The following is a 26966-nucleotide window of genomic DNA, read 5'->3' as shown; positions in this document are numbered from 1 at the left end:
CACCCGAGGATCCGTCATGACGACTCGCAGCATCACCGACCGCCTGGGGGGCCTGGCCTTCGGCGGGGACTACAACCCCGAGCAGTGGGACGAGGCGGTGTGGAAGGAGGACGACGAGCTAATGGGCCGGGCCAGGGTCAACCTGGCCACTGTCGGGGTGTTCTCCTGGTCGCTGCTGGAACCGGAGGAGGGCCGCTACGACTTCACCTGGCTGGACGGCCATCTGGAGCGCCTGCACGCGAACGGCGTGGCCGTCGACCTGGCCACCCCCACCGCCTCGCCGCCGCCCTGGTTCACCCTGGCCCACCCGGACGCGCTGATGGTCCTGCCCGACGGCACCCGGCTGGTCCACGGCAGCCGGGACACGTACTGCCTGACCGCACCCGCGTACCGCGGCGCCGCCCGCCGGATCGCCGGGGCGCTCGCCGAGCGCTACGGCGATCATCCCGCCCTCGCGCTGTGGCATGTGCACAACGAGTACACGACCCTCTGTCACTGCGACCACAGCGCCGCCGCCTTCCGGGTGTGGCTGCGCACCCGCCACGGGTCACTCGACGCCCTCAACGAGGCCTGGGGGACGGCGTTCTGGAGTCAGCGCTACACCTCCTGGGAACAGGTGCTGCCGCCGCGCGCGACGAACTGGCACCAGAACCCCGGCCAGCACCTGGACTTCCACCGCTTCTGGGCCGACGAGGTCATCGCCGCCTACCGCGAGCAGCGTGACGCGATCCGCGCGCACAGCGACCGGCCGGTGACGACCAACCTGATGCTGCCCTCGTACCAGAACGTCGATCTGTGGGGCCTCGCCCGGGAACTCGACGTGGTCACCTCGGACCAGTACCCCTCCTCGCCCGGTCCGGACGCCGCCGCCGATCTCGCCTTCCACGCGGACCGTGTCCGGTCGCTGGGCGGCGGCCGTCCCTGGCTGCTGATGGAGCAGGGCACCAACACCGTGTACGACGGCGACCGGGTCCTCGCCAAGGACCCCGGCGACATCCTGCGCCACACCCTGAGCCACATCGCGCGCGGCTCGGAGGGCGCCCTCTTCTTCCAGTGGCGGCAGTCCCGGGCCGGCGCCGAGACCTGGCACTCGGCGATGGTGCCGCACGCCGGGCCCGACAGCCGGATCTTCCGCGAGGTCACACAGACCGGGGAGGCGGTCGCCCGACTCGCCGAGGTGGCGGGGTCGACGGTCTCCGCGCGGGTGGCCGTACTGCACGACCCGGACGCCTGGTGGGCGCTCGGCGTGGACGGCCTGCCCTCCCCCGAACTCGACTACCACGGGACGCTCGGCCGGGCGCACCGCGCGCTGTGGGACGCCGGAGTCACAGCCGACTTCGCCCACCCCGAACACGAGTTGAGCCGTTACCCGCTGGTCGTCGCGCCCGCCCTGTTCCTCCTCTCCAACCGGGCGGCCGAGAATCTTCGCCGTTATGTCGCCGACGGCGGGACACTTCTCGTCCAGCACGCGAGCGGCTATGTGGACGAGCGCCTCCACGCCCGTCTCGGCGGCTACCCGGCCGCTCCCCTGCGCGAGGCGCTGGGCATCCGGGTCGAGGAGTACCGGCCGCTGCGGCGGGCCGAGGAGATCACCCTGTCGGACGGTACGCGGGGCAGCTCCTGGAGCGAGTCCCTGCGCACCGAGGGCGCCGAGTCGCTCGCCGCCTACACCGACGGGATGCTCACCGGCAGCCCGGCACTGACCCGGCACGCCTTCGGCAGCGGGCAGGCGTGGTACGTCTCGACGCGCCTCGACGACGCCGGGTACGGCGCTCTCGTCGCCCGGCTGCTCGACGAGGCCGGGGTGGACCCCGAGGTACCTGGCCTGCCCCCGCTGGTCGAGGCCGTCACCCGGCATGCCCCGGACGGCCGCCGCTGGCGCTTCCTGATCAACCACGGGCCCGAACCCGTGTCCCTGCCCGAGACCGCCCACGACCTGCTCACGGGCGGCACGGTGGCCGAGCTGCCCGCCGGTGGCTGCGTCGTGCTCCGCCTCGTCCGAGCGCAGCGCTCAGTCGTCTCCGCCGTCCCGGAGAGGCAGCCATGACCACCGCACCGCAGACCCTCCGGTGGGGCCACCGGGCCCTGGAAGTCGAGATCGGCGTCGGCGAGGACGGCACAGCGCGTCTCACGCACCTCGGTGTGCCGGGCGGCACATCTCCCGAGCGGCGCGCCTCGCGTCCGCTGCCTCTCGTGGAGGTGACGGCCGCCGGTCACGGCCGCGGCTGGTCGGGGCAGCACCTCATCGACACGTCCCTCGGCGGCCGGCTGCGGCTGCGCGCGCACGAGGCGACCCGCGACGGCGACTGGCACATACTCACCGTCGAACTCCACGATCCGGAGACGGGACTCGTCGCGGAGGTGGCCTACCGGTCGCCGGACGGCATCCCGGTGCTGCGCGGCGAGGTGACCCTGCGCAACGAAGGGGAGTCCGCCCTGCACCTGGAGTCCGTGTCCTCTCTTGTCGTGGGGACTCTCGCGGACGGTCCAGAGGCCATCGACCAGGCCGATCTGCTGTGGGCCGAGAACGACTGGCTCGCCGAATGCCGCTGGCAGCGACAGCCGATGCGCGTGACCTCACCGGACCGCAGCGGACGCGTCAACTACGGGAGCCGCCGGGCCGGCTTCGCCCTCAACGGGCAGGGCACCTGGTCCAGTTGCGGACGCCTGCCCATGGGCGGCCTGACGGACCGGAGCACCGGCCGCACCCGGGTGTGGCAGATCGAGCACAACGGCGGGGGCTGGCACTGGGAGTGCGGCGCGCGCGAAGAGGCGGCCTATGTGGCGCTGTTCGGCCCCACCGACACCCACCACGGCTGGCGGCACCCGCTGGAGCCCGGCGCGGAGTTCCGTACCGTGCCCGTCGCCCTCGCCCTCGCCGCCGCGCCCGACGAGGCGTTCGCCGCGCTGACCCGCTACCGCCGCGTCCGGCGCCGCCCGCACGACGACCATCAGCGCCTGCCCGTCATCTTCAACGACTACATGAACTGCCTGATGGGCGACCCCACGACCGAGAAACTGCTCCCGCACATCGACGCGGCGGCCGAGGCGGGCGCGGAGTACTTCGTCATCGACGCCGGCTGGTACGACGGCGACAACGGCGGCTGGTGGGACACCGTCGGCGCCTGGGAACCGGCCGCCTCCCGCTTCCCCGGGGAGCGCGGGATCCACGAGGTACTGGACCGGATCCGCGAGCGTGGCATGGTTCCCGGGCTGTGGCTGGAGCCGGAGATGATCGGTCTGCGCAGCCCCATGGCGAAGTCACTGCCCGACGAGGCGTTCTTCCGCCGCGACGGCGTCCGGGTCACCGAGTCCGGCCGCCACCACCTGGATCTGCGCCACCCCGCCGCCCGCGCCCATCTGGACCAGGTCGTGGACCGGCTGGTCGGCGAGTGGGGCGTCGGCTATCTCAAGCTCGACCACAACATCGACCCCGGCTCCGGCACCAGCGCCCACCCCGGCGAGACACCGGGCGCCGGACTGCTGGGCCACAACCGCGCCCACCTCGACTGGCTCGACGGCGTCCTGGACCGCCATCCGCGACTGGTGGTGGAGAACTGCTCCTCCGGCGGTATGCGCTGGGACGACGCGATGCTGTCCCGGCTGCACCTGCAGTCCACCAGCGACCAGCAGAACCTCCAGTTGTACGCGCCGATCGCGGCCTCCGCGCCCACCGCCGTCACCCCGGAGCAGGGCGCCGTCTGGGCCTACCCCCAGCCGGAGGACTCCCTCGACGAGGTGGCCTTCACCATGGCCAACGCGCTCCTCGGCCGGATCCATCTCTCCGGCCGCATTCCCGAACTCGGGCCTGAGGCCCGCGCCCTGGTCCACGAGGCGGTGGCGAAGTACAAGGCGATCCGCGCGGATCTGCCCCGAGCCGTGCCGTCCTGGCCGCTCGGTCTGCCGGCCTGGGACGACCCCTGGCTCGCCCTGGCCCTGCGCACCCCGGACACCACCTACCTCACCGCCTGGCGCCGTCCCGGAGCCGACGCCACGGCCGCCCTCCACCTGCCCCATCTGCGGGACACCGCCGCCGTGGTCGACGTGCTCTACCCCTCGCTCAGCCCGGCCGTTTCCGTCTGGACGCCCGGCACGGCCGAACTGAGCCTGACCCTGCCGACCGCCCCCTCCGCCGTACTGCTCCGCATCAGCCCCACGGACTCCGGCGCCCCTGAACCACCCCGCTGAAGCAGCTTGCTGAAGCACCTTTCTGAATCGCTTGTTGAAACAATCCACGCCCGCACGACGAACCGCGAGAGGACCTTTCGGGTGCCCCCTCTGAGCCAGCCGGACGAACGACGCCTGACCAACCCCGTGATCCCCGGCTTCCACCCCGACCCCAGCGTCTGCCGCGTCGGCGACGACTACTACCTGGCGTGCTCCAGCTTCGAGTACTTCCCCGGGGTGCCTCTCTTCCACAGCCGTGACCTGGTGCACTGGACGCAGATCGGCAACGTCCTGGACCGGCCCGAGCAACTGCGGCTGACGGGCACGTGGTCCTCCGGCGGGATCTACGCCCCCACCCTGCGCCATCACGACGGCCGCTTCTGGCTGATCGTCACCAACTGCACCGAGGGCGGCGGCAACTTCATCGTCACGGCCACCGACCCGGCCGGCCCCTGGTCGGACCCCATCTGGGCACCGGGGGTCCCCGGCATCGATCCCGACCTGGCCTGGGACGAGGACGGCACCTGCTGGTGCACGGTCGCCGGGGTCTCGCAACTCAGGATCGACCCGTCCACCGGGCAGACGTACGGCACTCCGGAGCGGCTCTGGTCCGGCGGGCCCGGCGCCAAAGCCCCCGAGGCACCGCACCTGTACCGGATCGGCGACTACTGGTACCTGCTGATCGCCGCGGGCGGCACCGAACGCGGCCACGGCGTCTCGATCGCGCGCGGCCGGACACCCAACGGCCCGTTCGAGCCGTGCCCGGACAACCCGATCCTCACCCACCGGAGCACCGACCACCCCGTCCAGAACACCGGGCACGCCGACCTGGTCCAGGGCCCCGACGACTCGTGGTGGATGGTGTTCCTCGGCGTCCGGCCGGGCGGCGGCACACCGGGCTGGCACGTGCTCGGCCGGGAGACCTTCCTGGCCCCCGTGACCTGGGTGGACGGCTGGCCGGTCGTCGGCGAGGTCACCCTCGACCTGCCCGAACTCCCGTGGCCGCTCGTCCCCGGCCCGGTCGAGGAGCGGCGGGACGACTTCGACCACGCCGAACTGCGACCGTCCTGGATCTCCGTGCGCGACCGGCCCGCCGAACTCTGCACCACCAAGGAGCGCCCCGGCTGGCTGACGCTCCGCGCGCGGGGCATCTCCCTGGACGAGCCGGACGTGGTGTTCACCGGCCGGCGCCAGCAGCACCAGTCGTGCCGGGCGCGCACTCTGGTCGACGCCTCCGAGGGGAGCGGTGGGCTCGCCGTACGGCTCGACGAGCAGCACCACTACGAGATCGAGGCGTCCGGCACACAGGTGCGGGTGGTCGCGCGCGTCGGCTCCCTGCGCACGGTCGTGGCCGAACAGTCCGTGCCCGCCGGGCCGGTGGTCCTCGCCGTCACCGTCGCGGATCCGCCGTCGCCGCACGGGCCGTGCACGGGACCCGATGTCGTCTCCCTCGGCGTCGAGGGGCCCGACGGCACGTTCAACGCGCTCGCGACCCTGGACGGCCGCTATCTGTCGACGGAGGTCGCCGGGGGCTTCACGGGCCGGGTCATCGGCATGTACGCCACAGCGGGCGCCGTCCACTTCGACTGGTTCGACTACGAGCCCCTGAGCGGCTGAACCAGGCTCCCTCTTCTTCTCCGTCCCCGCCGCCCCGCACCTCTCTGTCTCTCTGTCTCTCCGCTGATGACGGGGACGCAGGGCGGTCCGCCATGCGCGTGGCCGGCCGGCGGCTCCCTGCCGCTGCCCGGCCACGGACCGGATCACCCGCACCACCGACCGAAAGGCATGACACGTGAAGGACATACGCAGACCCGCACACCACCGCGGACGCGGCCCCGGCCGCCTGGCCGGCGTGCTGATGGCGCTGCTCGTCGTACTGGGCCTGTCCGGCAGCACCGCGCTCGCCGCGCCCGTCGGCGTCCCACAGCGCGGAGCCTCCGACGTCAAGGTTCCGGCCCGCGCCATGGACGCGGTCGCGGCGATGCAGCCCAGCTGGAACCTGGGCAACACCCTGGACGCGATTCCCGACGAGACGTCCTGGGGCAACCCCAAGGCCAGCCAGGAGCTGTTCAAGACCCTCCGGGCGCAGGGCTACCGCAGCGTCCGTATCCCGGTGACCTGGAGCGCGCACCAGTCCGAGACCGCGCCCTACGCCGTCGACGCCGCGTACGTGAGCCGCGTCAAGGAGGTGGTCGACTGGGCGCAGGCCGAGAAGCTCTACGTGGTGCTCAACGTCCACCACGACTCGTGGCAGTGGGTCTGGAAGATCTCCACCGACCACGACAACGTGCTCGCCCGCTACAAGGCCCTGTGGACCCAGATCGCCGCGTCGTTCCGGAGCGAGCCGCGCACCCTGCTCTTCGAGAGCATCAACGAACCGGCCTACGGCGACGCCACGGCCGCGCAGAAGACCCAGTACATGGACGAGCTGAACACCTCGTTCCACAAGATCGTCCGCGCTTCGGGCGGCGGGAACAAGAACCGTCTGCTCGTCCTGACCACCCAGGGCGGCACCCCGTCCCAGGACCTCATGGACGACCTGTACACCACGATCAGCGGCCTCAGGGACAAGAACAAGGACAACAACCTGGTCGCGACCGTCCACTACTACAGCTACTACCCGTTCAGCGTGAACGTCGCGGGCGGCACGCGGTACGACGCCATCACGCAGAACGACCTGACCGACGTCTTCGCCCGTATGCACCGCATCTTCGTCGACAGGGGCATCCCGGTCTACGTCGGCGAGTACGGCCTGCTGGCCTATCCCGACCACAACTGGCCCAGCCGTGTCGAGCGGGGTGAGGCGCTGAAGTACTACGAGCAGGTCGGATACGCGGCGCGCGAGGCCGGCGTCACCACCGCCCTGTGGGACCCCGGAACCTTCGCCTACCTGAACCGGGACACCCTGAAGTGGCAGGACCCCGCCCTGTACGCCTGGATCAAGTCGAGCTGGACGACCCGCTCGGGAACCGCGTCCTTCGACAGGGTCTACGTGGCGAAGTCGGGCCGGATCACGGACCAGTCGCTCACCCTCAACCCGAACGGCACCGAGTTCCGGGGGCTGTGGAGCGGCAGCACCAAGCTTGCCGAGGGCCGGGACTACAGCGTCTTCGACAACCGGCTCAACATCACGGCCCGGGCGCTGACCCGGCTGGCCGGCGACCGGGAGTACGGGGTCAACTCGACGATCCAGGCCAAGTTCTCCAAGGGCCTGCCCTGGAACATCGACATCGTCACCAACGACACTCCGGTGCTGTCGGAGGCCACGGGCACGGCGACGGCGTTCACCGTTCCCGTCAAGTACCAGGGTGACGAGCTGGCGACCATGGAGTCGACGTACGCCGACGGCAGCAACGCCGGCCCGACGAGCTGGACTCCGTTCCAGGAGTTCAACCAGGCCTTCCGGCCGGACTACTCGAACGGCACGATCATCCTGACCACCGATTACCTGAAGGCACTGCGTGACGGCGAGGCGGCGACGCTGACCTTCCACTTCCAGAGCGGCGCCAAGGTGAAGTACAAGGTCACGAAGTCCGGGGACTCGGTCACCGGTACGCCTGTCAAGGCGTCCTGACCTTCCGCCAGCGCCACGCGAAAAGGGCCGAGGTCGGTCCGCGCCCCTCACGGGAGCGCGGACCGGCCTCGGCCCTGATGCCTGCTCAGCCGCCGCTGACGGTCAGGTTGTTGGTGGTGAAGTTGAGTCCGCCGGACGACGAGGTGATCTCATAGCCGAACTGCACGTCGCCGATGGTCTCGCTGCCGGGCATCCAGCCCTTGGTGTGGGCAAGCCAGTTGAGGATCGGCTTGACGTCCACGGTGCCGGAGCTGGAGTTGGACGTCCGCAGGAACGAGAACACCTGGTTCGACCCGTTGGTGCCCTTGTAGACGTTCCAGTTGTGGCCGCCCAGCGAGACAGTGGCCTGCCAGGAGCCGATCGGGCCGACGGCACCGGTGTGGTTGACCCACAGCATGATCTCGTACTGGTGGTCGGTGTCCCAGATGTCGTACGACGTGTTGTACGCGCCGGACGACGGGACGCTGACGTTGTAGTTGCTGGTGAGCCGGCCGAGGGAGTCGATCGATTTGTTGATCGTCTTCGTCGAGTTGGCGTAGGACTTGATACCGCCGGTGTTGGGGTGGTTGGCCCAGACACCCCAGGTGGTACCGGAGTTGGCCCAGGTGCACTGGCTGCCGGCGCCGGAGCCCCAGATGTTGTTGTAGAGCTTGTAGCCGTCCAGCGTGGTACTGGCCCATTGGTCGCAGGAGTTCCAGACCGCTGCCGAAGCGGGGGCGGAGGCGAGTCCGACGGTGGCACCGAGAGCCATCGCCGGCGCCAGTACCGCCATGGTTGTCCTGCGGATCAGCTTCTTCGCCATGGGTGTCCCTTCCACGGGTGGGGGGAAATGTGGGGTGCTACCACGCCCCCTGACTGGGGACGCGGTCCTCTCCGGCGACGAGACGGATCGGCTCCGCGTCGCGGGAAGAAGTAAATGGGGGGAAGGAAACGCGCCCCCGAAGGGGCGCGGGGAACTGCGCGACCAGCCACAACGGCGCTGCGGTCGCCGCCGGACTGCCGGTGGCACCCCGTGCGGCGGACATCCGGGCGGTCAGCCCGGCGGGACGATTCCCGCCGGGCCTCGTCCCGCCGCGAGAGACATCAGTTGCCGCTGCCGTTCTTGTCGATCAGCTCCTTGTACCAGTCGCGCAGCTTGTCGCCGCCGGAGGACCTCCAGGTGGAGATGGCCGCCTGCACGTCGGACAGGCTCTTGTGGCCCCGGACGTAGTCGTTCTGCAACTCCTCGTGCTGGCTGGCGAGGTTGGCGTAGCGGGTCGGCTCCACGATCTTCATGCCATAGGTGGACGTCTTCTTCATGAAGGCGCCCATCCGCTGCTGGTACTCGGCCTGCTTGCGGGCGACGTCCGGGAAGTCGGGGTGGGCGAAATAGGGCGCCGGGGCCGACAGCATGTTCCAGGCGTTGATCACCTCGGCGTTGCCCTGGTCGGTCTTGACCGGGACGCCGTTCTTGACCGTGTAATGCGTGCCCTCGGCGCCGTAGTCGACGAGCATCCGCTCCTTGGTCCCATAGGGCGCGGCGGCGAAGTCGGCGGCGGCCAGCGCGTTCTCCACGGTCTCCTTCGAGGCGCCCTTGCGGATCATCGACCAGATGTTGGCGGGCGAGGACGCGTACAGCTTCGGGTTGCCGCCGTCGGCGCCGAAGATGTCCATGGCGTCCATCTGGAAGCCCGGGTTGGCCTTGGCCTGTTCGGCGGTCTGCTGATACCAGGCGGAGACATCGCTGACGAAGACCAGGATCTGTCCGGCGGTGAACCGCTGGCCCGCGTCACCCGAGCGCGCCCTGTCGTCGGGGTGGACAACGCCGGCGTCGAACAGTTTGCGGGTCCATTCCAGGGCTTCGAGGTATTCGGGCTGCTCGATGCCGTATTTCACCTTGCCGTCGGCATCGATGTTCCAGCCGGGCCAGGCGCCGAAGATGCTCCCCGAGACCCAGCTCATGTCGCCGCAGGCCCACACCTTGGCCTTGGCGCTGGTGGCTTCCTTGGCCCAACTCAGGAACTCGTCGGCCGACTTGGGGACCGTGTAGCCCTTCTTGTCGAAGATGTCCTTGCGGTAGTAGGGCATGATCGAGCTCGCGGGGGCGGTGGGCATCGGAATGCCGCGCAGCGCGCCCCCGAAGATGCCCATCCGCCAGGAGTCGGACGGGATCGCGGCCAGGTTCGGATACTTCTTCACCTTGTCGCCCGCGATGTACGGGCCCAGGTCCATGAACTTCGCGGTGACCGCGTTCGCGATCTTGCCGACCAGTTCCCAGTTGGGCACGACCACCATGTCGGGTATGGAGCTGGAGGCGAGGATCGCGCCGAGCTTCTGGCCGTAGGTGTTGCCGTCCTGGTTCTGCCAGGTGATCTTGGTGCCGGCCGCGGCGTCGACCGCCGCGTAGTAGGCGCAGTCGGCCTTCGGCGGGGTGCCCCAGAGCGGGGACATGATTCTGACAGGGGCGCCGGTACCGAGCTTTTGCGGGACCGCGGTGGCGAGGGCCGCCAGGTCGACCTTGCTGGTGTAGCCGGCCGACGAACCGTTCTTCGACGGGATGTCCGGTGTGGCGACCGTGCTGGCGACATACGTCGGGAGCAGCTTGTCGGCGGCCTTGCCCGTTGTGGCGCCCTCGCGCGACCCGTTGTCCGACCCGCCACAGGCGGAAAGCAACGGCATCCCGCCCGCCACGGCGGCCGTGGCGACCGCCGTCGAGGCGAGGAAGCTTCTCCGGCTCGGACCGGAGGAGGCGGAAGCGGCGTTCGGCGTCATTGCGTCAACCCTTCATGGCGCACCTGGACACCCGACGGCGAACCGTCGGCTGCGGTGTCGTGACTGGAACTGGCTGAACTGAACTGAACTCGACAGAGCAGAGCACAGCGGAGTAGAAGCAGACATCCCATGACTGCGTGCGATTCATAGTCGAAGCGCTTCGATGTTGCTGCGAGGTTAAGTGACCGCACATTGGCGCACAAGAGTCGCATCCAAGATTCCTCCGAGGACTGGCGGAGGCTCTGCATAAGCCCTGCTGGATGTGGTGGTGTCGATGTCTTGACACGAGTCCTGGTGTCTGAAGAGCATCGAAGCGCTTCGAATTCTTTTGGCGCCCGGAGCAGAGGGGTCCTACATGTCCTCACACATGTCACACACTCCGCACGAGAAAAAGTCCGGCACCGGAGGTACGGTGCCGGACTCGATGTCTTCAGGTGGGCGTCGGACGTGCTCCGCGTCCCGGTCCAGGACGCGGCCGGACCCGAACGCCGGTTTCAGTGTTCGCTGAGGGGCCCGGGGTTCTCCGCGCCGGGCTCCGGTGCGGCGGCGAGGACGCGGACGTCCCAGGCGCCGAGCCGTACGGGCGTACCGGCCGGGACCGTACTGCCGTCCAGGGCGTCGGTCAGGTCCACCGGGGCCTGGGCGATGGCCGGTTGCCAGTTCCAGTTGTGGACGACGTGGACGCGCCGTCCGTCGGGTGCGGTGCCGGTGGCGACGGTGACAGAGTCCGGCAGGTCCCGCCAGCCGCTGCCCGGGGTGGGCGCGAGCCAGGTGGCGAGCGCGCGGGCCAGCTCGCGGCCGGGCACGGTGCCCACGCAGGTGATGCGGCCCGCGCCGTGACGGCGGGTGGTGACGGCGGGCCAGCGCCCGAAGTGCGGGTGGTCGTACTCGGCCAGGACATCGGCGTCCTCGACGGCCAGGCCCTCCACCCAGCGGGTGGCCACCGCGTCGGCCGACAGGTGGAGCGGACTGTCGGGCGCGGTGCGCAGCGGCAGGTCGGCATGCAGGTTGCTGTACTCGTCGTAGCGGACACCCGCGGCCCGGGCCAGTCGGGCGGGGGTCACCTCGTGGCGGGCCCGCGCCTCCTGGTCGCCGTAGCCGGTGCGGGGACCGAGGACGAGGTGGCCGCCGGCCTCCGCGTAGGCGCCGAGCCAGTCGAGCGTTCCGTCGTCCGCCACGTACAGCGCGGGAGCGATGAGTACGGGGTGCAGTTCGGCCGCCGACTGAGGTGTCAGGCCCGGGCGTTCGCCGCGCGGGTCGTGCAACTGCCGTGCGTGCAGGATCCGTACCTGGCGTCCGGCCTCGAACGCGCCCCGGTAGAACGGCTCGAAGATGCCCTCGTACGCGCCCCCGTCCGGACCGCCGTCGGGGCCGGCGAGCGGTGGGTACTTCTGCATCAGCCACCTGCTCGGCGCCGAGTACACCATCGCGATGTCCGCGTCCGGCGTGATCCCTGCGACCAGGTCCCCGGCGCGCTCGAACTCGGCGCCCAGCCGGGCGAGTTCGCGGTAGGCGCGGCCGGGTTGTCCGCTGTGCGGGAGGATCCCGCCCCAGTACGTCTCGGTGCCGAAGTGCAGGGTGTGCCAGTGCCAGTACTCGATCATGCGGGCGCCGCGCGCGACGAGCGCCCACGCGGCCTGCCGCCACTGACCGTCGAAGGCGGGCCGGTTCTCGTAAGTGCCGCTGATGGCCTGGGCGTTGGTCTCGGTGATCAGGAACGGTTCCTGGCGGGAGGAGTAGATCCGGTCGGCGCTCTGGTGCAGCGCCCACGCGCCGTACGCCATCCACTGCTGCGGCAGCTTCTCGCGCGGCGGCTCGGGCATCGTGAGGCTGTCCTGCATGTCGTAGTAGGGGTTGCCCGCGGTGATGTCGAGGCTGTCGGTGAGCTCGTCGTCCTCCAGGCCGGGCAGGCCGTAGGCGAGGCAGGTGGTGACGAACTGGCCGGGCCGCGTGTACTCGCGCACGATGCCGGCCTGCCAGGCGATGAACTCGGTGGTCAGGCGTGCCTGGAAGGCCCGCCAGGCCAGGTCGTACTGCGGCTGCGCGTTGCCCTCCGGCTTCCACAGGTCGGCCCAGGTGGACAGCCGGTGCGACCAGTACACGAGCCCCCATTCGCGGTTGAGGGTCTCGACGTCGCCGTACCGCTGCCGCAGGTCGTCCACGAAGCGCTGGAAGACCCCGTGGTTGTGCGGCAGTCGCGGGCCGGGCTCGTTGTCGACCTGGAAGCCGATGACCGCGGGGTGGGCGGCGTAGCGGGACATGATCGCGCGGATCACCCGCTCCGCGTGGAACCGGAAGGCCGGGTGCGTGAAGTCGACCTCCTGCCGGGCGCCCCAGGCGGCGCGGTGCCCGCCCGCGTCCTCGGCGGCGATCTCGGGGTACTGCCGGGCCAGCCACGGCGGCACCGCGTAGGTGGGGGTTCCGATGACGACGGAGATGCCGCGCTCGTGGGCGCCGTCGAGGACGGGCCGCAGCCAGTCGAGTTCGAAGCGGCCGTTCTCGGGTTCCCAGGTGGACCAGACCGACTCGCCGACGCGGATGACGGTGAAGTTCGCCTCCGCCATGAGATCGAGGTCGGACTTGAGCCGCTCGTACGGCTGGTACTCGTGGTAATAGGCGGCACCGAACAGGACGCGTGCGGGCAGACCGGTCATGCGGAGCAGTCCCTTCGGAGGGTGTCGAAGCGCTTCACCTGATCACGCAAGTTAATGAGGAATTACTTGGGGAAACAAGAGGCTGTCGGCAATGGAGCCTTCTTTCTCGCCAGGGATTGACAGCGGATCTCGCGCGATGGCAGCGTCGAAGCGCTTCACCAAAAACTCCCCAGCCGATGCCCGCCGCATGCCGGTCAGCCGAGGACGGCCTACTGCCGGGGCCTGATCACCGCGCTCCGCGCGCGGACGGAGGAAACCACCTCATGAAGTTCACCGACGGCTACTGGCTGATGCGTCCGGGCGTCACCGCGCGTTACGCCACCGAGGTCGCGGACGTCCGGGCGGACGAGCACCGGATGACCCTCTACGCGCCGGTGAAACACGTCACCCGTCGCGGCGCCACGCTCAACAGTCCACTGCTGACGGTCGAGTGCTGGTCGCCGGCCGAGGGCGTGATCGGGGTGCGCGCCACCCATCACGCCGGTTCGGTGCGGCCGGGGCCGGAGTTCGCGCTGCCCGGCGGGCAGCCGGACGCCGGAAAGGTGCACCGGGACGGCGCGGTGGTCGAGCTGAGCACGGGTGAGCTGACGCTGCGGGTGGACACCTCGCAGCCGTGGCACCTGGAGTTCAGTGCCGGCGGGCGGGTGCTGACCTCCGTGGGCGAGCGCGGCACCGGCTTCGTCACCGACGCCGACGGCCGGCACTTCATGCTCGGGCAGCTCTCCCTGGGCGTGGGCGAGTCGGTGTACGGGCTGGGCGAGCGGTTCACCCCGTTCGTCAAGAACGGCCAGACGGTGGACATCTGGCAGGCGGACGGCGGCACCAGCAGCGAGCAGGCGTACAAGAACATCCCCTTCCACCTGACCAACCGCGGCTACGGCGTCTTCGTCAACCACCCCGGCAAGGTCAGTTACGAGGTCGGCTCCGAATCGGTCGGCCAGGTCCAGTTCAGCGTCGAGGACCAGTCGCTGGAGTTCTTCGTCGTCCACGGCCCTACCCCGAAGCAGGTCCTCCAGCGCTACACCGCGCTCACCGGCCGCCCCGCCCTGCCCCCGGCCTGGGCGCTCGGCCTGTGGCTGACCACCTCGTTCACCACCGACTACGACGAGGCCACCGTCAACCGCTTCGTCGACGGCATGGCCGAGCGCGGCATCCCGCTGAGCGTGTTCCACTTCGACTGCTTCTGGATGCGCGCCTACCAGTGGTGCGACTTCGAGTGGGACCCCGACACCTTCCCCGACCCGGCCGGCATGCTGGACCGGCTCAAGGGGCAGGGGCTCAAGATCTCCGCCTGGATCAACCCGTACATCGCGCAGAAGTCGGCGATGTTCGAGGAGGGCATGCGCGAGGGCCATCTCGTACGGCGGCCCGACGGCAGTGTGTGGCAGTGGGACCTGTGGCAGCCCGGCATGGCCCTGGTGGACTTCACCAACCCGGCGGCGCGCGCCTGGTACACGGGCAAGCTGAGGACGCTGCTCGACCAGGGCGTGGACTGCTTCAAGACGGACTTCGGCGAACGGATCCCCACCGACGTCGTCTGGCACGACGGTTCCGACCCGGAGCGGATGCACAACTACTACACCCACCTCTTCAACGAGGCCGTGTTCGAGCTGCTGCGCGAGGAACGCGGTGAGGGCGAGGCGCTGCTGTTCGCCCGCTCCGCGACGGCGGGCGGCCAGCAGTACCCGGTGCACTGGGGCGGCGACTGCGAGTCGCACTTCGGCGCCATGGCCGAGTCGCTGCGCGGCGGCCTCTCCCTGGGCCTGTCCGGTTTCGGTTTCTGGAGCCACGACATCGGCGGCTTCGAGGGCACTCCGACCCCGGCCGTGTTCAAGCGCTGGGTGCAGTTCGGGCTGCTCTCCTCGCACAGCAGGCTGCACGGCAGCAAGTCGTACCGGGTGCCGTGGGACTACGGCGAGGAGGCGGTCGAGGTCACCCGGGAGTTCACCCTCCTCAAGCACCGACTCGCCCCCTACCTCCAGCGCGCCGCCCAGCAGGCCCACACCACCGGTGTGCCGGTGATGCGCGCCATGGTGCTGGAGTTCCCCGACGACCCGGCCGCCGCGACCCTGGACCGGCAGTACATGCTCGGCGACGACCTGCTCGTCGCCCCGGTCTTCACCGACGACGGCACGGTCGAGTACTACGTGCCGGCGGGCGTCTGGACCAATGTGCTGACGGGCGCCGAGGTCACCGGTCCGAGCTGGGTGCGTGAGCGGCACGGCTTCCACACCCTGCCGCTGCTGGCCCGCCCGGACTCGGTCATCGCCCTGGGCGCCGACGACCAGCGCCCGGTCTCCGCCTGGGCGGACGGCGTCGAGCTGCGCGTGCACGCCTTCGCCGACGGCGCCGAGCGCACCGTGGTGATCCCCAGCGCCGACGGCCCCGGTGAGACGGCCCGCTTCCGGCTGAGCCGCCGGGGAGACCGTCTGCATGTGTCCACCGACAGTCCGCACCCGTGGCGGCTGCGGACCGGCGGCCCGGACGGGCCCGTACATACCCGGCCCGCGGGCACCTCGGAGGCCGATCTGCCGTTCCCGGCCTGAGATCAGATATTCAGGACGACACTCAGGACGGGGTCCCCTCGGGCCCCGTCCTCGGCGCGGTTCCGTGTCGAGGACGATGCCGACAGCCCAATGCCAATGCCCACCACCCGAAAGCAAGCAGCCATCCATGCACAGCCAGACCAAGCGACACCTGTCCCCCGGCCAACTGGACGCCCTGCTGCGCGACGGCACCGGTGTCGGATGCCGGGTGGAGGGTGAACTGTCCGACGGCTGGTTCAGCGCCGTCTACCGGGTGCGGCTGGACGACGGCCGCCCCGCCGTCGTCAAACTCGCCCCGCCCGACACAGCCGCCGTTCTGCGGTACGAACAGGGCATCCTCGGGACGGAGGCCATGGTCTACCGGCGGCTCGCGGACCTTCCCGGCGGCGGGGTGCCGACACCTGAACTGCTGTACGCGCGTGAGGAGTTCGTCGTCCTCTCGGTCGTCGAGGGCATCGCGTGGGACAAGGCCGGCGACCGGCTGACCCGCGCCGCCGAGGCGGCGGCACGCCGTGAGCTGGGTGCGATCACCGCGCGGCTGCACACCCTGGCGCCCGAGGACGGCCGGTTCGGCTACCCGGCCGCGCGGTCCGGGCTGCTGGCCGCCGACTGGCGTACGGCGTTCACGGCGATGGTCGAGGCGCTCCTTGAGGACGCCGAGCGCTGGCGGTCCCCGCTGGACGTGCCGCCCGCCGAGATCCGCGAACTCGTCGCCGGGGGCGGCGACGCCCTCGACGAGGTGACGGAACCCCGGCTGGTCCATTTCGACCTGTGGCCCGGCAACATCTTCGTCGACCCCGCCGAGGACGGAACCCACGCGCGGATCACCGGGCTCATCGACCACGAGCGGGCCTTCTGGGGCGACCCTGCGGCGGAGCTGGTCTCGCTCGCCTTCGGCGGTGACACCGGCCCGGACAGCGACCTCGTCGCCGGTTACACCGAGGCGGGCGGCAGCCTCGGCTCCGGCCCGGCCTTCCAGCACCGGCTGGCTCTCTACCGGCTCTATCTGGGCCTGCTGCTGGTCGTCGAGTGCGGGCCGCGCGGCTTCGGCCCCACGCACCTCGCGTTCTGCCGCCGTACGCTCGCCGACGCCGTCGCCCTCGTCCGTACGGCTGCCCGCGCGGCCGGGTAACGGCCCACAGCCGGTCCCGGGGATCCGGGACCGGCTGTCCTGCTCAATGGCGATACCGCGCCGGGACTACTGGGCCGTGAAGTCCCACAGCAGGTTGCTGCTGCTGCCGAACGTCCACTGCTTGGTCACGGAGCCCGAGGCCACGTTGCCGCCGCCGTCGAGGGCGAGGCCGGTGGTGCGGTTGGTGATCGAGTAGCGTCCGGCACCCCGCAGGGTGATCTTCCACTGCTGGTTGGTGCCGCCGTTCCAGGGCGCCTGCCGGGCGGTGGAGCCGTCGGAGGTGGCGCCCCAGCCGTCGGCGACCATGCCGTTGGTGCGGTTGACCAGCCGGTAGTAGCCGTTGCCGACGTCCACCGCCTGCCACTGGAGGTTGTTGCTGCCGTTCCAGGTCCACTGCTTGAGGTCGGAGCCGGAGGCGACACCGCCGCCGCTGTCCAGGGCGAGACCGTTGGTGACGTTCGCGATCCGGAAGTACGTCGCCGGGTTGAACTGGACCCTCAGGGAGGCGACCTGGTCGTTGTTGCCGGTGACCCTGAGGTCGGGATTGTCGGCCGTGAAGGTCCAGGAGGTGCCGGTGAAGTTGTCGCCGGAGTAGCCGACCATCTGGTAGCCGGGGGCCAGATAGAGCGAGGACAGGCTGAGCGCGCCCAGGCCGGCATCCTGCAACTGGCTGGAGGTGTAGTCGCCGGCGGGGAGCACGGTGCCGGTCGGGGAGTAGTTGACGTCCTTGAAGCCGACGGCTCCGGCCGCGGGCCGCAGGCTGGGGATCCCGCCGGAGAAGGTGAGCTTCAGGACGTACGCGTTGGCGCTGTAGGGCGCCGACGACGGCAGGGACACCGTCAGCCCGGAGGCGCTCTGGACGGGCGTCGGCAGGTTGATGTAGGTGCCCGCGGTGGAGTCGAGCAGTTTCACCGAGGTCAGCGACGAGAGGTTGATCTGGCCCGAGGCGAGCGTCTTGATCGTCACCGAGCTGCCGGGCCAGCCGAGGACGGTGGCGTACAGGACGTTGCCCGCCTTGTCGCGGGTGAAGCGGATGTCCTGCGCGGTGCCGGCGTGCGGGGTGGTGAAGGAGCCGCCGCCCATCTTCGTCGGGCCCTCGCCGTACACGGTCCAGGCGCGGGTGGAGTACACCGATTCGCCGAAGCGCTTCAGATGGTCGCCGATGCCGAGCAGGATGTCCTTCTGTGCCTGCGGGATGGTGCCGTCGGCCATCGGCGCGATGTTCAGCAGCATGTTGCCGTTCTTGCTGACCCGGTCGATGAACGAGTGCAGCATCTGCTGTGTCGTGTAGTAGCCGATGCCCTGGGTGTAGCACCAGCTGCTGCTGGAGATGCTGTCGTCGGTCAGCCAGTAGGGGGTGGTGAGATCGCCGGGCCCGCCGCGCTCGTAGTCGAACATCTCGCCCTTGCCGTTCATGCCGTCCTTGTACGTGGCGACGACTTCACGGCCCCAGCTGTTGGCCTGGTTGTAGTAGTACGAGAGGAACTTCAGCTTCTGTGTCTCGTCGACGGCGTCCAGCTTGAAGTCCTGCCAGAGGATGTCGGGCTTGGCCCGGTCGACGACCTCCTTGAGCTTGTCGTACCAGAGCTGGTTCTCCGCCGCCGCGCCGAGCTGCCCGTAGAGCTTCTTCAGGCTGGGGTCCGTCTGTGCGGGCGCGAACTCGTAGAAGCCGTTGTAGTTGTACGCGTGGTGCATGGCGACCAGCAGCTTGAGGCCCTTGGCGCGGATCGCGTTGGTGAACAGGGCCAGCAGGTCCAGCTTCGGCCCCTTGGCGACCGAGTTCCACTCGTTGACCTGGCTGTCCCACATCGAGAAGCCGTCGTGGTGCTCGGCGACCGGGCCGGCGAACTTCGCGCCCGCGTCGACGAACAACTGCACCCATTCGTCGGGGTCGAAGTTGCCGCCCGCCGACTTCAGCTTCGGGGCGAACTCGACGTGGTTGCCCGCCAGGTCCTGCGCGCCGTTGATGAAGTTGTGGTACGGCCAGGCCGACGGCTGGCCGTAGGTCGCGATGTGGTGCGTGTTGGCGTTGCTTCCCGCCTGGTACAGGTTGCGCGGGTACCACTCGCTGTCGTACGCGGGAACGCTGAAGACACCCCAGTGGAAGTAGATCCCGAACTTCGCGTCCTGGAACCACTCCGGAGCGGCCGGGTGCTGGTCCACCGAGTTCCAGTCGGGTGTGTACGTGCTGGGCGCCGCCTGCGCGCCGCCTGCGCCGAACAGGCCGCCCGCGGCCGTTGCCGCCGCCACGAAGGTGGCGCTCGCAAGGAAGTGGCGCCTGCTGATCGAGCTCGACATGGGACATCCCTGATGCGGAGGGGGCATGGGAGAAGACAGGGCCGGGCACGTCAGGAGCGGACCTCAGCGTCCTTGGTGCCGGTTGTTACGAACGAAGGTCGTCCATGCGTCCATGACATGTCAACGGCTGTGCAGGGATGAAAAGCGTCATCCAGCCTGGTTTTCTGCCACCTATGTCCTGTTTTTTCATACTTGGACACCCCCAAGACACCCGATGTCTCGCAGGTTTCGTGCGGCTTGATCACATCACAGAGTGGCCACGATTGATGGGATGGCTTTGACCTTTGGCCCACAGTTCTGGACTCTGAGCACAGCTCCAAACCGGGATTTCAGGGCAAAACACACGAGGGGCTGGACAAGCCACCGGGTGCGGCCTATACATACATCCCATCTCTACAAAGCGACGACATCCGATTGTCGTCTACGTGAAACATCTCCCGCTACGGGACCAGCGTGAGGAAGTACCGATGAGAGTCAGAACCGCCTTCTGTTCAGCCGCCTCCGTCATCTCCGCGCTTGCTCTGCTCACCGCCTGCGGCGGCTCCGGCAGCTCCGGTACGTCGGCCGACGGCAAGCCGCTCGTCGGCGTGGACTACCCGCGCTCCGACACCGACTTCTGGAACTCGTACATCAAGTACACGCCGGAGTACGGCAAGGAGCTCGGTCTCTCCCTCAAGACCACCAACTCCCAGAACGACGTCGCCAAGCTGACCGCCAACGTGCAGACGTTCATAAGCCAGGGCGTCAAGGGCGTGGCGATGGCCCCGCAGGACACCGCCGCCATCGCGCCGACGCTGGCGCAGCTGGAGGCCAAGAAGATCCCCGTCGTCACCGTCGACACCCGCCCCGACACCGGCAACGTGTTCATGGTGGTGCGCGCCGACAACCGGGCGTACGGCGAGAAGGCGTGCCAGTACCTGGGCACCAAGCTCGGCGGCAAGGGCAAGGTCGTCATGCTGGAGGGCGGCCTGGACTCCATCAACGGCCGTGACCGCACCGAGGCGTTCAACGACTGCATGAAGAAGAGCTACCCGGGCATCAAGGTGTTCGGCGAGGCCACCAACTGGGACGGCGCCGTCGCGGCCCAGAAGCTGCAGACGGACCTGACCGCCAACCCGGACATCAAGGGTGTCTACATGGAGGCCAGCTTCGCCCTGTCCGGCACCCTCCAGGTGCTCAAGCAGAAGGGCCTGCTGGTTCCGCCGTCGGACAAGAAGCACGTGTTCGTGGTCTCCAACGACGGTATCCCCGAGGAGCTCAAGTCGATCGCCGAGGGCAAGATCGACGCCACGGTCTCGCAGCCGGCCGACCTGTACGCCAAGTACGCCCTGTACTACCTGAAGGCCGCGATCGACGGGAAGACCTTCAAGCCGGGCAAGACGGACCACGACAGCAACATCATCCAGGTCCGTGACGGCGTCCTCGAGGACCAGCTGTCCGCTCCGCTCGTCACGTCCGACGGTGGCACCTACGGCGGCGTGCCCAGCGTCAAGAGCGACGACAAGTCCCTGTGGGGCAACAACCTCGGCTGACGGATCGCCAGGACTTCAAGGCCAACGAACACAAGGCGGTTGAGATGAGCGACGGGGAGCGAGCAGTCACCCCCGCGCCCGCCCCGGCGGACGACGGACGGGCCCAGTCGGGCCCGCCCGTCGTCGAGGCGACGGGCATAGTAAAACGATTCGGTCAGACGGTCGCGCTGAACGGCGCCCGGATCACCATCAGGCCCGGCGAGACCCACGCGCTGGTGGGCCGCAACGGGGCGGGCAAGTCGACCCTGGTGTCCGTCCTGACCGGGCTTCAGGCCCCGGACGAGGGCACGGTCACCTTCGGCGGCGCCGCCGCCCCCCGGCTCGCGGACCGCGATGCCTGGCGCAGCCAGGTGGCCTGCGTCTACCAGAAGTCGACGATCATTCCCACGCTGACCGTCGCCGAGAACCTCTTCCTGAACCGGCACCAGCACGGCCGCGGCCGGCTCATCACCTGGCAGGGTATGCGGCGCCGGGCACAGGAGCTGCTGACGACCTGGTCGGTGGACGTGGATCCGCAGACCATGGCCGGTGAACTGGACGTCGAACAGCGGCAGTTCGTCGAGATCGCCCGGGCACTGTCCTTCGGCGCCCGGTTCATCATCCTCGACGAGCCGACCGCGCAGCTCGACGCCGCGGCGATCAGCCGGCTCTTCGACCGGATCCGCGATCTGCAGCAGCAGGGCGTGACCTTCCTGTTCATCAGTCACCACCTCCAGGAGATCTACGAGATCTGCGACATGGTGACGGTGTTCCGGGACGCCCGGCACATCCTGACCGCGCCGGTCGCCGAACTCCCCCACGTCGACCTCGTCTCCGCCATGACGGGCGAGGCGGCGGCCGACAGCACGGAGGTGCGGGCCAGTTCGCTGGACTCCGCCGCCACCGCGGCCCTGGACATCAGCGGCCTGCACGGCGAGACCTACCAGGACGTCAGCTTCAAGGTGGGCGCCGGGGAGATCGTCGGGCTCGCGGGAGCGGCCAGCAGCGGCCGTACGGAGGTCGCCGAGACCGTCGTAGGACTGCGGGCGGCGACAGCGGGCCAGGTGCGGATCGCCGGCACGCTTCCCAGGTCGGGCAGCGTCCCGGCGGCACTCAAGGCGGGCGCCGGGTTCGTGCCCCAGGACCGCCACCACCAGGGCTACGTCCCCGACATGTCGATCGCGGACAACGCCACCCTGTCGGTGCCCCACCGGCTCGGCAGCAACGGCTTCCTCAGCAACCGCACCCGGGACCGGCTCGCCGAGGGCATGATCGAGAACCTGGCGATCAAGACGCCGGGTCCCGAGCTGCCCGTGTCGGCGCTGTCCGGCGGCAACCAGCAGAAGGTCGTCATGGCCCGCGCGCTGGCCGACGACCCCAAGCTGCTGGTGCTGATCAACCCGACCGCGGGTGTGGACGTGCGCTCAAAGGAATTCCTCCTCGGCAAGGTCGAGGAGACCGCGGACACCGGCACCGGAGTGCTCATCGCCTCCGACGAGCTCGACGACCTGCGTATGTGCGACCGGATCCTGGTGATGTTCCAGGGCCGTGTGACCTCAGAGATCAACCGCGGCTGGCACGACCACGACCTCGTGGCCGCGATGGAAGGAGTGGACCTCGATGCCTGAAACCGTCGTCGCGGAAACGCCCGTGCCGAAGGCCGCCGAGGCAGGGGCCAAGCGAACCGCGCTGTTCGGCGGCAAGGTCCCGCTGGCCAAGCTGCGTGACCTCGCGCTCGTCCCCGCGATCGTGGTGATCGCGATCATCGGACAGATCGTCAGCCCGATCTTCCTGCAGCCCGACAACCTGATCAACGTGCTCCAGCAGATGGCCGAGATCGCGGTGCTGGTCCTCGCCCAGACGATGATCCTGATCGTCAAGAAGATGGACCTCTCGCTGGAGTCGACCATGGGCCTCGCGCCCGGTGTGGCCGCCTGGCTGGTGGTACCGACCGGCGCGACACACGGCCTCGGCCTCCTCCCGGGCGCCTGGGCGGTCCCGATCACCCTCGTCGTGGGCGCGCTGATCGGCGTGATCAACTCCCTGCTGATCATCCGCTTCGGCCTCAACGGCTTCATCGTCACCCTCGGCATGCTGATCGTCGTGCGCGGTGTCCTCACGGGCATCTCCGGCGGCCAGACCTTCTTCCAGCTCCCCGAGTCGATGCTCTACCTGGGCACGGCCGAGTGGTTCGGGATGCCGGCCTCCATCTGGCTCACCCTGGTGCTGTTCGCCGTCGCCATCGTGGTCCTCGGCTGGACCAGCTTCGGCCGCTCCCTGTACGCGATCGGCGGCAACGTCGACGCCGCGAAGGCCGCCGGTATCCGTACCGACCGGGTGCTGTGGATCGTCCTGGTCACCGGCAGCGTGCTCGCCGCCCTCGCCGGGCTGATGCTGTCGGGCCGCCTGGCCTCGGTGGCCTCCGCCCAGGGCAACGGCTACATCTTCACCGTCTTCGCCGCCGCCGTCATCGGCGGAATCAGCCTCAACGGCGGCAAGGGCACCATGTTCGGGGCCTTCTGCGGCATCCTGCTGCTCTTCATGATCCAGAATGTGCTGACCCTGGGCGGTGTCCCCGCGCAGTGGATCGGCGCCCTCAACGGCCTGATCATCCTGGTCGCCCTGATGATCTCCCGTATCACAGGCGGCAAGGTCCAGGAATGAACTCCTGGCCGTCACCAGGTCAACGGTGACCGGGCGGCTCCCGACCTCCACCGTCGTTTCCCCTTTCTCGTCGCAGGGTCCACGCCCCTGCCCCTGCCCCTTAGGAGCAGACATGTCCTCCACCGACTCCCCCGCATCGGCAGCCGCCCGCATCGTCGCCCTGGACGTCCTCGACGTGCGTTTCCCGACGTCCGAGCACCTGGACGGCTCGGACGCGATGAACCCCGAGCCCGACTACTCCGCCGCGTACGTCGTCCTGCGCACCGACGCCGGTGACGGCCTGGAGGGTCACGCCCTGGCGTTCACCACCGGGCGCGGCAACGATGTCCAGGCCGCCGCCATCGCGGCGCTCGCCCCGCACGTGGTGGGCCTGTCGGTCGAGGAGGTCTGCTCCGACCTCGGCGCGTTCTCCAACTCCCTCGTCCACGACCCCCAGTTGCGCTGGCTCGGCCCGGAGAAGGGTGCCATCCACATGGCGACCGGCGCCGTCGTCAACGCCGCCTGGGACCTCGCCGCGAAGCGCGCGGGCAAGCCGGTCTGGCGTTTCCTCGGCGAGATGTCGCCCGAGGACCTGGTCCGCCAGGTCGACTTCCGCTGGCTGTCCGACGCCCTCACCCCCGAGGAGGCCCTGGAGATCCTCAAGCGCGCCGAACCGGGCCGCGAGGAGCGCATCGCCCACCTCCTGGAGCGCGGTTACCCCGCCTACACGACCACCCCGGGCTGGCTCGGCTACTCCGACGAGAAGCTCACCCGCCTCTCCCGCGAGGCCGTCGCGGACGGCTTCACCCAGATCAAGCTGAAGGTCGGCGCCGACCTGGCGGACGACGTACGGCGTATGCGCACCGCCCGTGAGGCAGTCGGCGACGACATCCGCATCGCCGTGGACGCCAACCAGCGGTGGGACGTCCAGCCCGCGATCGACTGGATGCGCGAACTGGCGCCCTACAACCCGTACTGGATCGAGGAGCCCACCTCCCCGGACGACATCCTCGGCCACGCCGCCGTCCGCAAGGCCGTCGCCCCCATCAAGGTCGCCACCGGTGAGCACATCGCCAACCGGGTCGTCTTCAAGCAGCTCCTCCAGGCCGGCGCGGTGGACATCGTCCAGATCGACTCCGCCCGGGTCGGCGGCGTCAACGAGAACATCGCGATCCTGCTGCTCGCCGCGAAGTTCGGTATCCCGGTCTGCCCGCACGCCGGCGGTGTCGGCCTGTGCGAGATGGTCCAGCACCTGTCGATGTTCGACTACATCGCCGTCTCCGGCACGACCGAGGACCGCGTCATCGAGTTCGTCGACCACCTGCACGAGCACTTCGTCGACCCGGTGCGCATGGCCGACGGCCACTACCTCGCCCCCGCCCTTCCCGGGCTGAGCGCGCAGATGCACCAGGAGTCCCTCAAGGAGTACACGTACCCCGACGGCCCGGTCTGGGCGGCCCGTGTCTGACACTCCGCGACTGGTGGACGCCCACCACCATCTGTGGGACCTGGACCACCGGCCGCAGCCCTGGCTGGACGAGCCCGGCCTCGAAGCCATCCGCCGAACCTTCGGCGTGCCCGACCTGCGATCGGCCGCGACCCGGCCGATCGCGGGCCGGGGGCTGACGGGCACGGTGGTCGTCCAGTGCGTGACCTCCGTGCCCGAGACACGGGAGCTGCTCGCCCTGGCCGACGCCGACCCGCTGATCGGCGCGGTCGTCGGCTGGGTGGACCTCACCTCCCCGGCGGTCGCGGACGTGCTCGACGAACTGCTCGCCGGACCCGGCGGCCCGTACCTCCGCTCGCTTCGCCATCTCGTGCAGGGCGAATCGGACCCGGAGTGGCTGCAACGGCCCGCCGTGGAACGGGGGTTGCGGGCGGCCGGGGAACGCGGACTGGCGTACGACGTGCTGATCCGCAGCCACCAGTTCGACCAGGCCGTCGAGCTGGCCGACCGCTTTCCCGAGCTGCCGCTCGTCCTCGACCACGCGGGCAAGCCGCCCATCGCCGACGGTGACCTGGGCGACTGGGAGCGGGCGGTACGGAGCCTGGCCGCGCGTCCTCAGGTGCGCTGCAAGGTCTCGGGCCTGGTCACGGAGGCCGACCCGCACAGGTGGACGATCGACGACATCCGCCCGGTGTGGGACGTCCTGCTGTCCGCCTTCGGCGCCGACCGGCTGATGTTCGGCTCCGACTGGCCGGTCTGTGTCCTCGCGGGCGGCTGGAACCGGTGGGCGGCCACCGTCGAGGAGTTGCTGGACGGCTGCTCCGCCGCCGAGACGTCGGCGGTCCTCGCCGACACCGCGACCGCCTTCTACCGACTGAACTCCCCCACTCTGAAGACCCCTTGATGAGGAAGGTGGGCACTCCGTGCTCCTGACCGACCTGCTGCACCCCGGGATCCTGGAAGCCCTGGCCGGTGCCGGCCACGGCTCCCGCGTGCTGCTCGCGGACGGCCACTACCCGGCGAGCACCGCGACCGGCGAACGCGCCCGGATCGTCCACCTCAACCTGGCCCCCGGCCTGTTGGACGTCACCACCATCCTGGACGTCCTGCTGAAGGCGATCCCCGTCGAGTCCGCGCACGTGATGGTGCCGCCCGAGGGCGAGCCGGAGCCGCCGGCCATCGCCGAGTACCGCGACCGTCTGGCGCCGGTCCCGGTCGAGACGCTCGGCCGCTTCGAGTTCTACGACGCCGCCCGCTCCCCCGACGTCGCGCTGGCGATCGTCACCGCCGACACCCGTACCTACGCCAACCTGCTGCTGACCATCGGCGTCCGCGCTGAAGGCACCCTGGAGAAACGATGACGCTGGCCGTCCGTTACCTGTCCGCTCGTACGCTGGACACCGCTCCCGCCGAGACCCCCGCTCTTGGCGCGGGTGAGGTGGAGATCGCGCCCGCCTTCGTCGGGATCTGCGGCACCGACCTGCACATCTTCCACGGCGACATGGACGCCCGAGTCCAGACACCCGCTGTGCTGGGGCACGAGATGTCCGGCCGTATCGTCGCCGTCGGCGAGGGCGTCGAGGGCTGGGCGCCCGGTGACGCGGTCACCGTGATGCCGCTGCGCTGGGACAACACCTGCCCCGCCTGCCAGGCCGGCAACCAGCACATATGCCAGCACCTCGACTTCATCGGCATCGACTCCCCCGGCGCCATGCAGCAACGCTGGACCGTCCCCGCCTCGACCCTCGTGCGCCTGCCCGACACCCTGGCCCTCGACCACGCCGCGCTCGTCGAGCCCACCGCCGTCGCCGTCCACGACGTCGGCCGCGCCGCCGTGCGTGACGGGGAGCGCGTTGTGGTGGTCGGCGGCGGACCCGTCGGCATCCTCATCGCCCTCGTCGCCCGCAACGCCGGAGCCGACGTCCGCGTCATCGAACTCAGCCCCCACCGCAGGCTGCTCGCCGAAGACCTCGGCCTGGCCACCTGGGACCCCTCCACCAGCGATGTCACCGCACTCGTCAGCGAGTGGACCGCCGACGCGGGCGCCGACGTCGCCTTCGAGGTCTCCGGCGCCGCCGGCGGCGTCGACACCGCCGTGGACGTCCTCGGCGTGCGCGGGCGGCTGTGCCTGGTCGCCATCCACCCCCGCCCCCGCGAGATCAACCTCCACCGCTTCTTCTGGCGCGAACTCACCTTGGTCGGCGCCCGGCTGTACGACCGCACCGACTTCGAGAACGCCGTCG

General features: G+C 69.8%; 17 protein-coding genes. 13 read left to right on the top strand and 4 right to left on the bottom strand.

The features are described from left to right. Positions 1–16: 16 nt before the first annotated feature. The 4 genes from AOK08_RS13745 to AOK08_RS13730 all read left to right on the top strand — a co-directional run bounded on the left by AOK08_RS13745 (position 17) and on the right by AOK08_RS13730 (position 7741). Complete coding sequence (locus AOK08_RS13745) at positions 17–2047, top strand: beta-galactosidase (RefSeq protein WP_055525820.1); 2031 nt, start codon at positions 17–19, stop codon at positions 2045–2047. Next, positions 2044–4188, top strand: coding sequence for an alpha-galactosidase (locus AOK08_RS13740; RefSeq protein ID WP_055525819.1), 2145 nt, complete (start codon positions 2044–2046; stop codon positions 4186–4188). Before AOK08_RS13745 ends, AOK08_RS13740 begins: the two co-directional genes overlap by 4 nt. Before the next feature lie 81 nt (positions 4189–4269). After that, positions 4270–5784, top strand: coding sequence for a glycoside hydrolase family 43 protein (locus AOK08_RS13735; protein ID WP_079054007.1), 1515 nt, complete (start codon positions 4270–4272; stop codon positions 5782–5784). A 175-nt stretch (positions 5785–5959) separates the two neighbouring features. Beyond that, positions 5960–7741 carry a cellulase family glycosylhydrolase gene (locus tag AOK08_RS13730; RefSeq protein ID WP_055525818.1) on the top strand — a complete coding sequence of 594 codons (1782 nt, stop codon included), beginning with the start codon at positions 5960–5962 and terminating at the stop codon, positions 7739–7741. 85 nt (positions 7742–7826) lie between these two features. On the opposite strand, the gene AOK08_RS13725 is transcribed toward AOK08_RS13730, so the two are convergent. The 3 genes from AOK08_RS13725 to AOK08_RS13715 form a co-directional block, all read right to left on the bottom strand. Then, on the bottom strand, positions 7827–8543 hold the full coding sequence (locus AOK08_RS13725) for a glycoside hydrolase family 12 protein (RefSeq protein WP_055525817.1): 717 nt from the start codon (positions 8541–8543) through the stop codon (positions 7827–7829). A gap of 281 nt (positions 8544–8824) precedes the next feature. Beyond that, entirely contained in the window at positions 8825–10492 is a 1668-nt protein-coding gene (locus tag AOK08_RS13720) for a type 2 periplasmic-binding domain-containing protein (protein ID WP_055525816.1), read from the bottom strand. A 494-nt stretch (positions 10493–10986) separates the two neighbouring features. Beyond that, entirely contained in the window at positions 10987–13146 is a 2160-nt protein-coding gene (locus AOK08_RS13715; RefSeq protein ID WP_055525815.1) for a beta-galactosidase, read from the bottom strand. A gap of 263 nt (positions 13147–13409) precedes the next feature. Between AOK08_RS13715 and yicI the strand changes: the two genes are divergently transcribed. Further along, positions 13410–15692 carry an alpha-xylosidase gene (yicI, locus tag AOK08_RS13710; RefSeq protein ID WP_055525814.1) on the top strand — a complete coding sequence of 761 codons (2283 nt, stop codon included), beginning with the start codon at positions 13410–13412 and terminating at the stop codon, positions 15690–15692. Positions 15693–15819: 127 nt separating this feature from the next. Continuing rightward, positions 15820–16824: a phosphotransferase family protein gene (locus tag AOK08_RS13705; protein ID WP_063794052.1), complete on the top strand. Its 1005-nt coding sequence runs from the start codon at positions 15820–15822 to the stop codon at positions 16822–16824. A gap of 66 nt (positions 16825–16890) precedes the next feature. Here AOK08_RS13705 and AOK08_RS13700 read toward each other — a convergent pair whose 3' ends face one another. Then, positions 16891–19122, bottom strand: coding sequence for an alpha-L-fucosidase (locus tag AOK08_RS13700; protein ID WP_055525812.1), 2232 nt, complete (start codon positions 19120–19122; stop codon positions 16891–16893). 467 nt (positions 19123–19589) lie between these two features. Between AOK08_RS13700 and AOK08_RS13695 the strand changes: the two genes are divergently transcribed. The 7 genes from AOK08_RS13695 to AOK08_RS13665 form a co-directional block, all read left to right on the top strand. Continuing rightward, positions 19590–20654 carry a sugar ABC transporter substrate-binding protein gene (locus AOK08_RS13695; protein ID WP_055525811.1) on the top strand — a complete coding sequence of 355 codons (1065 nt, stop codon included), beginning with the start codon at positions 19590–19592 and terminating at the stop codon, positions 20652–20654. Between the two features lie 44 nt (positions 20655–20698). Further along, positions 20699–22261 (top strand): sugar ABC transporter ATP-binding protein, encoded by a 1563-nt coding sequence (locus AOK08_RS13690; protein ID WP_055525823.1) that lies wholly within the window; start codon positions 20699–20701, stop codon positions 22259–22261. Next, positions 22254–23297, top strand: coding sequence for an ABC transporter permease (locus tag AOK08_RS13685; RefSeq protein WP_055525810.1), 1044 nt, complete (start codon positions 22254–22256; stop codon positions 23295–23297). The genes AOK08_RS13690 and AOK08_RS13685 overlap by 8 nt, the downstream gene beginning before the upstream one ends. 112 nt (positions 23298–23409) lie before the next feature. Beyond that, entirely contained in the window at positions 23410–24744 is a 1335-nt protein-coding gene (locus tag AOK08_RS13680) for an L-fuconate dehydratase (RefSeq protein ID WP_055525809.1), read from the top strand. Then, on the top strand, positions 24737–25627 hold the full coding sequence (locus AOK08_RS13675) for an amidohydrolase family protein (protein ID WP_055525808.1): 891 nt from the start codon (positions 24737–24739) through the stop codon (positions 25625–25627). The genes AOK08_RS13680 and AOK08_RS13675 overlap by 8 nt, the downstream gene beginning before the upstream one ends. Positions 25628–25646: 19 nt before the next feature. Next, the gene (locus tag AOK08_RS13670) at positions 25647–26084 is read left to right on the top strand and encodes an RbsD/FucU domain-containing protein (protein ID WP_055525807.1); all 438 of its coding nucleotides are present in this window, start codon (positions 25647–25649) and stop codon (positions 26082–26084) included. Beyond that, the coding region (locus tag AOK08_RS13665; RefSeq protein WP_055525806.1) for a zinc-dependent alcohol dehydrogenase at positions 26081–26966 on the top strand (886 nt) is incomplete at its 3' end. The genes AOK08_RS13670 and AOK08_RS13665, both read left to right, overlap by 4 nt.

The sequence above is a fragment of the Streptomyces graminilatus genome (assembly GCF_001418565.1).
In the GTDB taxonomy this organism is placed as follows: Bacteria; Actinomycetota; Actinomycetes; order Streptomycetales; family Streptomycetaceae; genus Streptomyces; species Streptomyces graminilatus.
Note: the sequence above shows the minus strand (reverse complement) of the source record. Positions and strands in the feature narration are given on the sequence as shown.

Bases quoted from the DNA above. Each gene is read 5' to 3' on its own strand.
- AOK08_RS13745 (WP_055525820.1), top strand. From the start codon at position 17: ATGACGACTCGCAGCATCACCGACCGCCTGGGGGGCCTGGCCTTCGGC.
- AOK08_RS13740 (WP_055525819.1), top strand. From the start codon at position 2,044: ATGACCACCGCACCGCAGACCCTCCGGTGGGGCCACCGGGCCCTGGAA.
- AOK08_RS13725 (WP_055525817.1), bottom strand. From the start codon at position 8,543: ATGGCGAAGAAGCTGATCCGCAGGACAACCATGGCGGTACTGGCGCCG.
- AOK08_RS13720 (WP_055525816.1), bottom strand. From the start codon at position 10,492: ATGACGCCGAACGCCGCTTCCGCCTCCTCCGGTCCGAGCCGGAGAAGC.
- AOK08_RS13715 (WP_055525815.1), bottom strand. From the start codon at position 13,146: ATGACCGGTCTGCCCGCACGCGTCCTGTTCGGTGCCGCCTATTACCAC.
- yicI (WP_055525814.1), top strand. From the start codon at position 13,410: ATGAAGTTCACCGACGGCTACTGGCTGATGCGTCCGGGCGTCACCGCG.
- AOK08_RS13705 (WP_063794052.1), top strand. From the start codon at position 15,820: ATGCACAGCCAGACCAAGCGACACCTGTCCCCCGGCCAACTGGACGCC.
- AOK08_RS13700 (WP_055525812.1), bottom strand. From the start codon at position 19,122: ATGTCGAGCTCGATCAGCAGGCGCCACTTCCTTGCGAGCGCCACCTTC.
- AOK08_RS13695 (WP_055525811.1), top strand. From the start codon at position 19,590: ATGAGAGTCAGAACCGCCTTCTGTTCAGCCGCCTCCGTCATCTCCGCG.
- AOK08_RS13690 (WP_055525823.1), top strand. From the start codon at position 20,699: ATGAGCGACGGGGAGCGAGCAGTCACCCCCGCGCCCGCCCCGGCGGAC.
- AOK08_RS13685 (WP_055525810.1), top strand. From the start codon at position 22,254: ATGCCTGAAACCGTCGTCGCGGAAACGCCCGTGCCGAAGGCCGCCGAG.
- AOK08_RS13680 (WP_055525809.1), top strand. From the start codon at position 23,410: ATGTCCTCCACCGACTCCCCCGCATCGGCAGCCGCCCGCATCGTCGCC.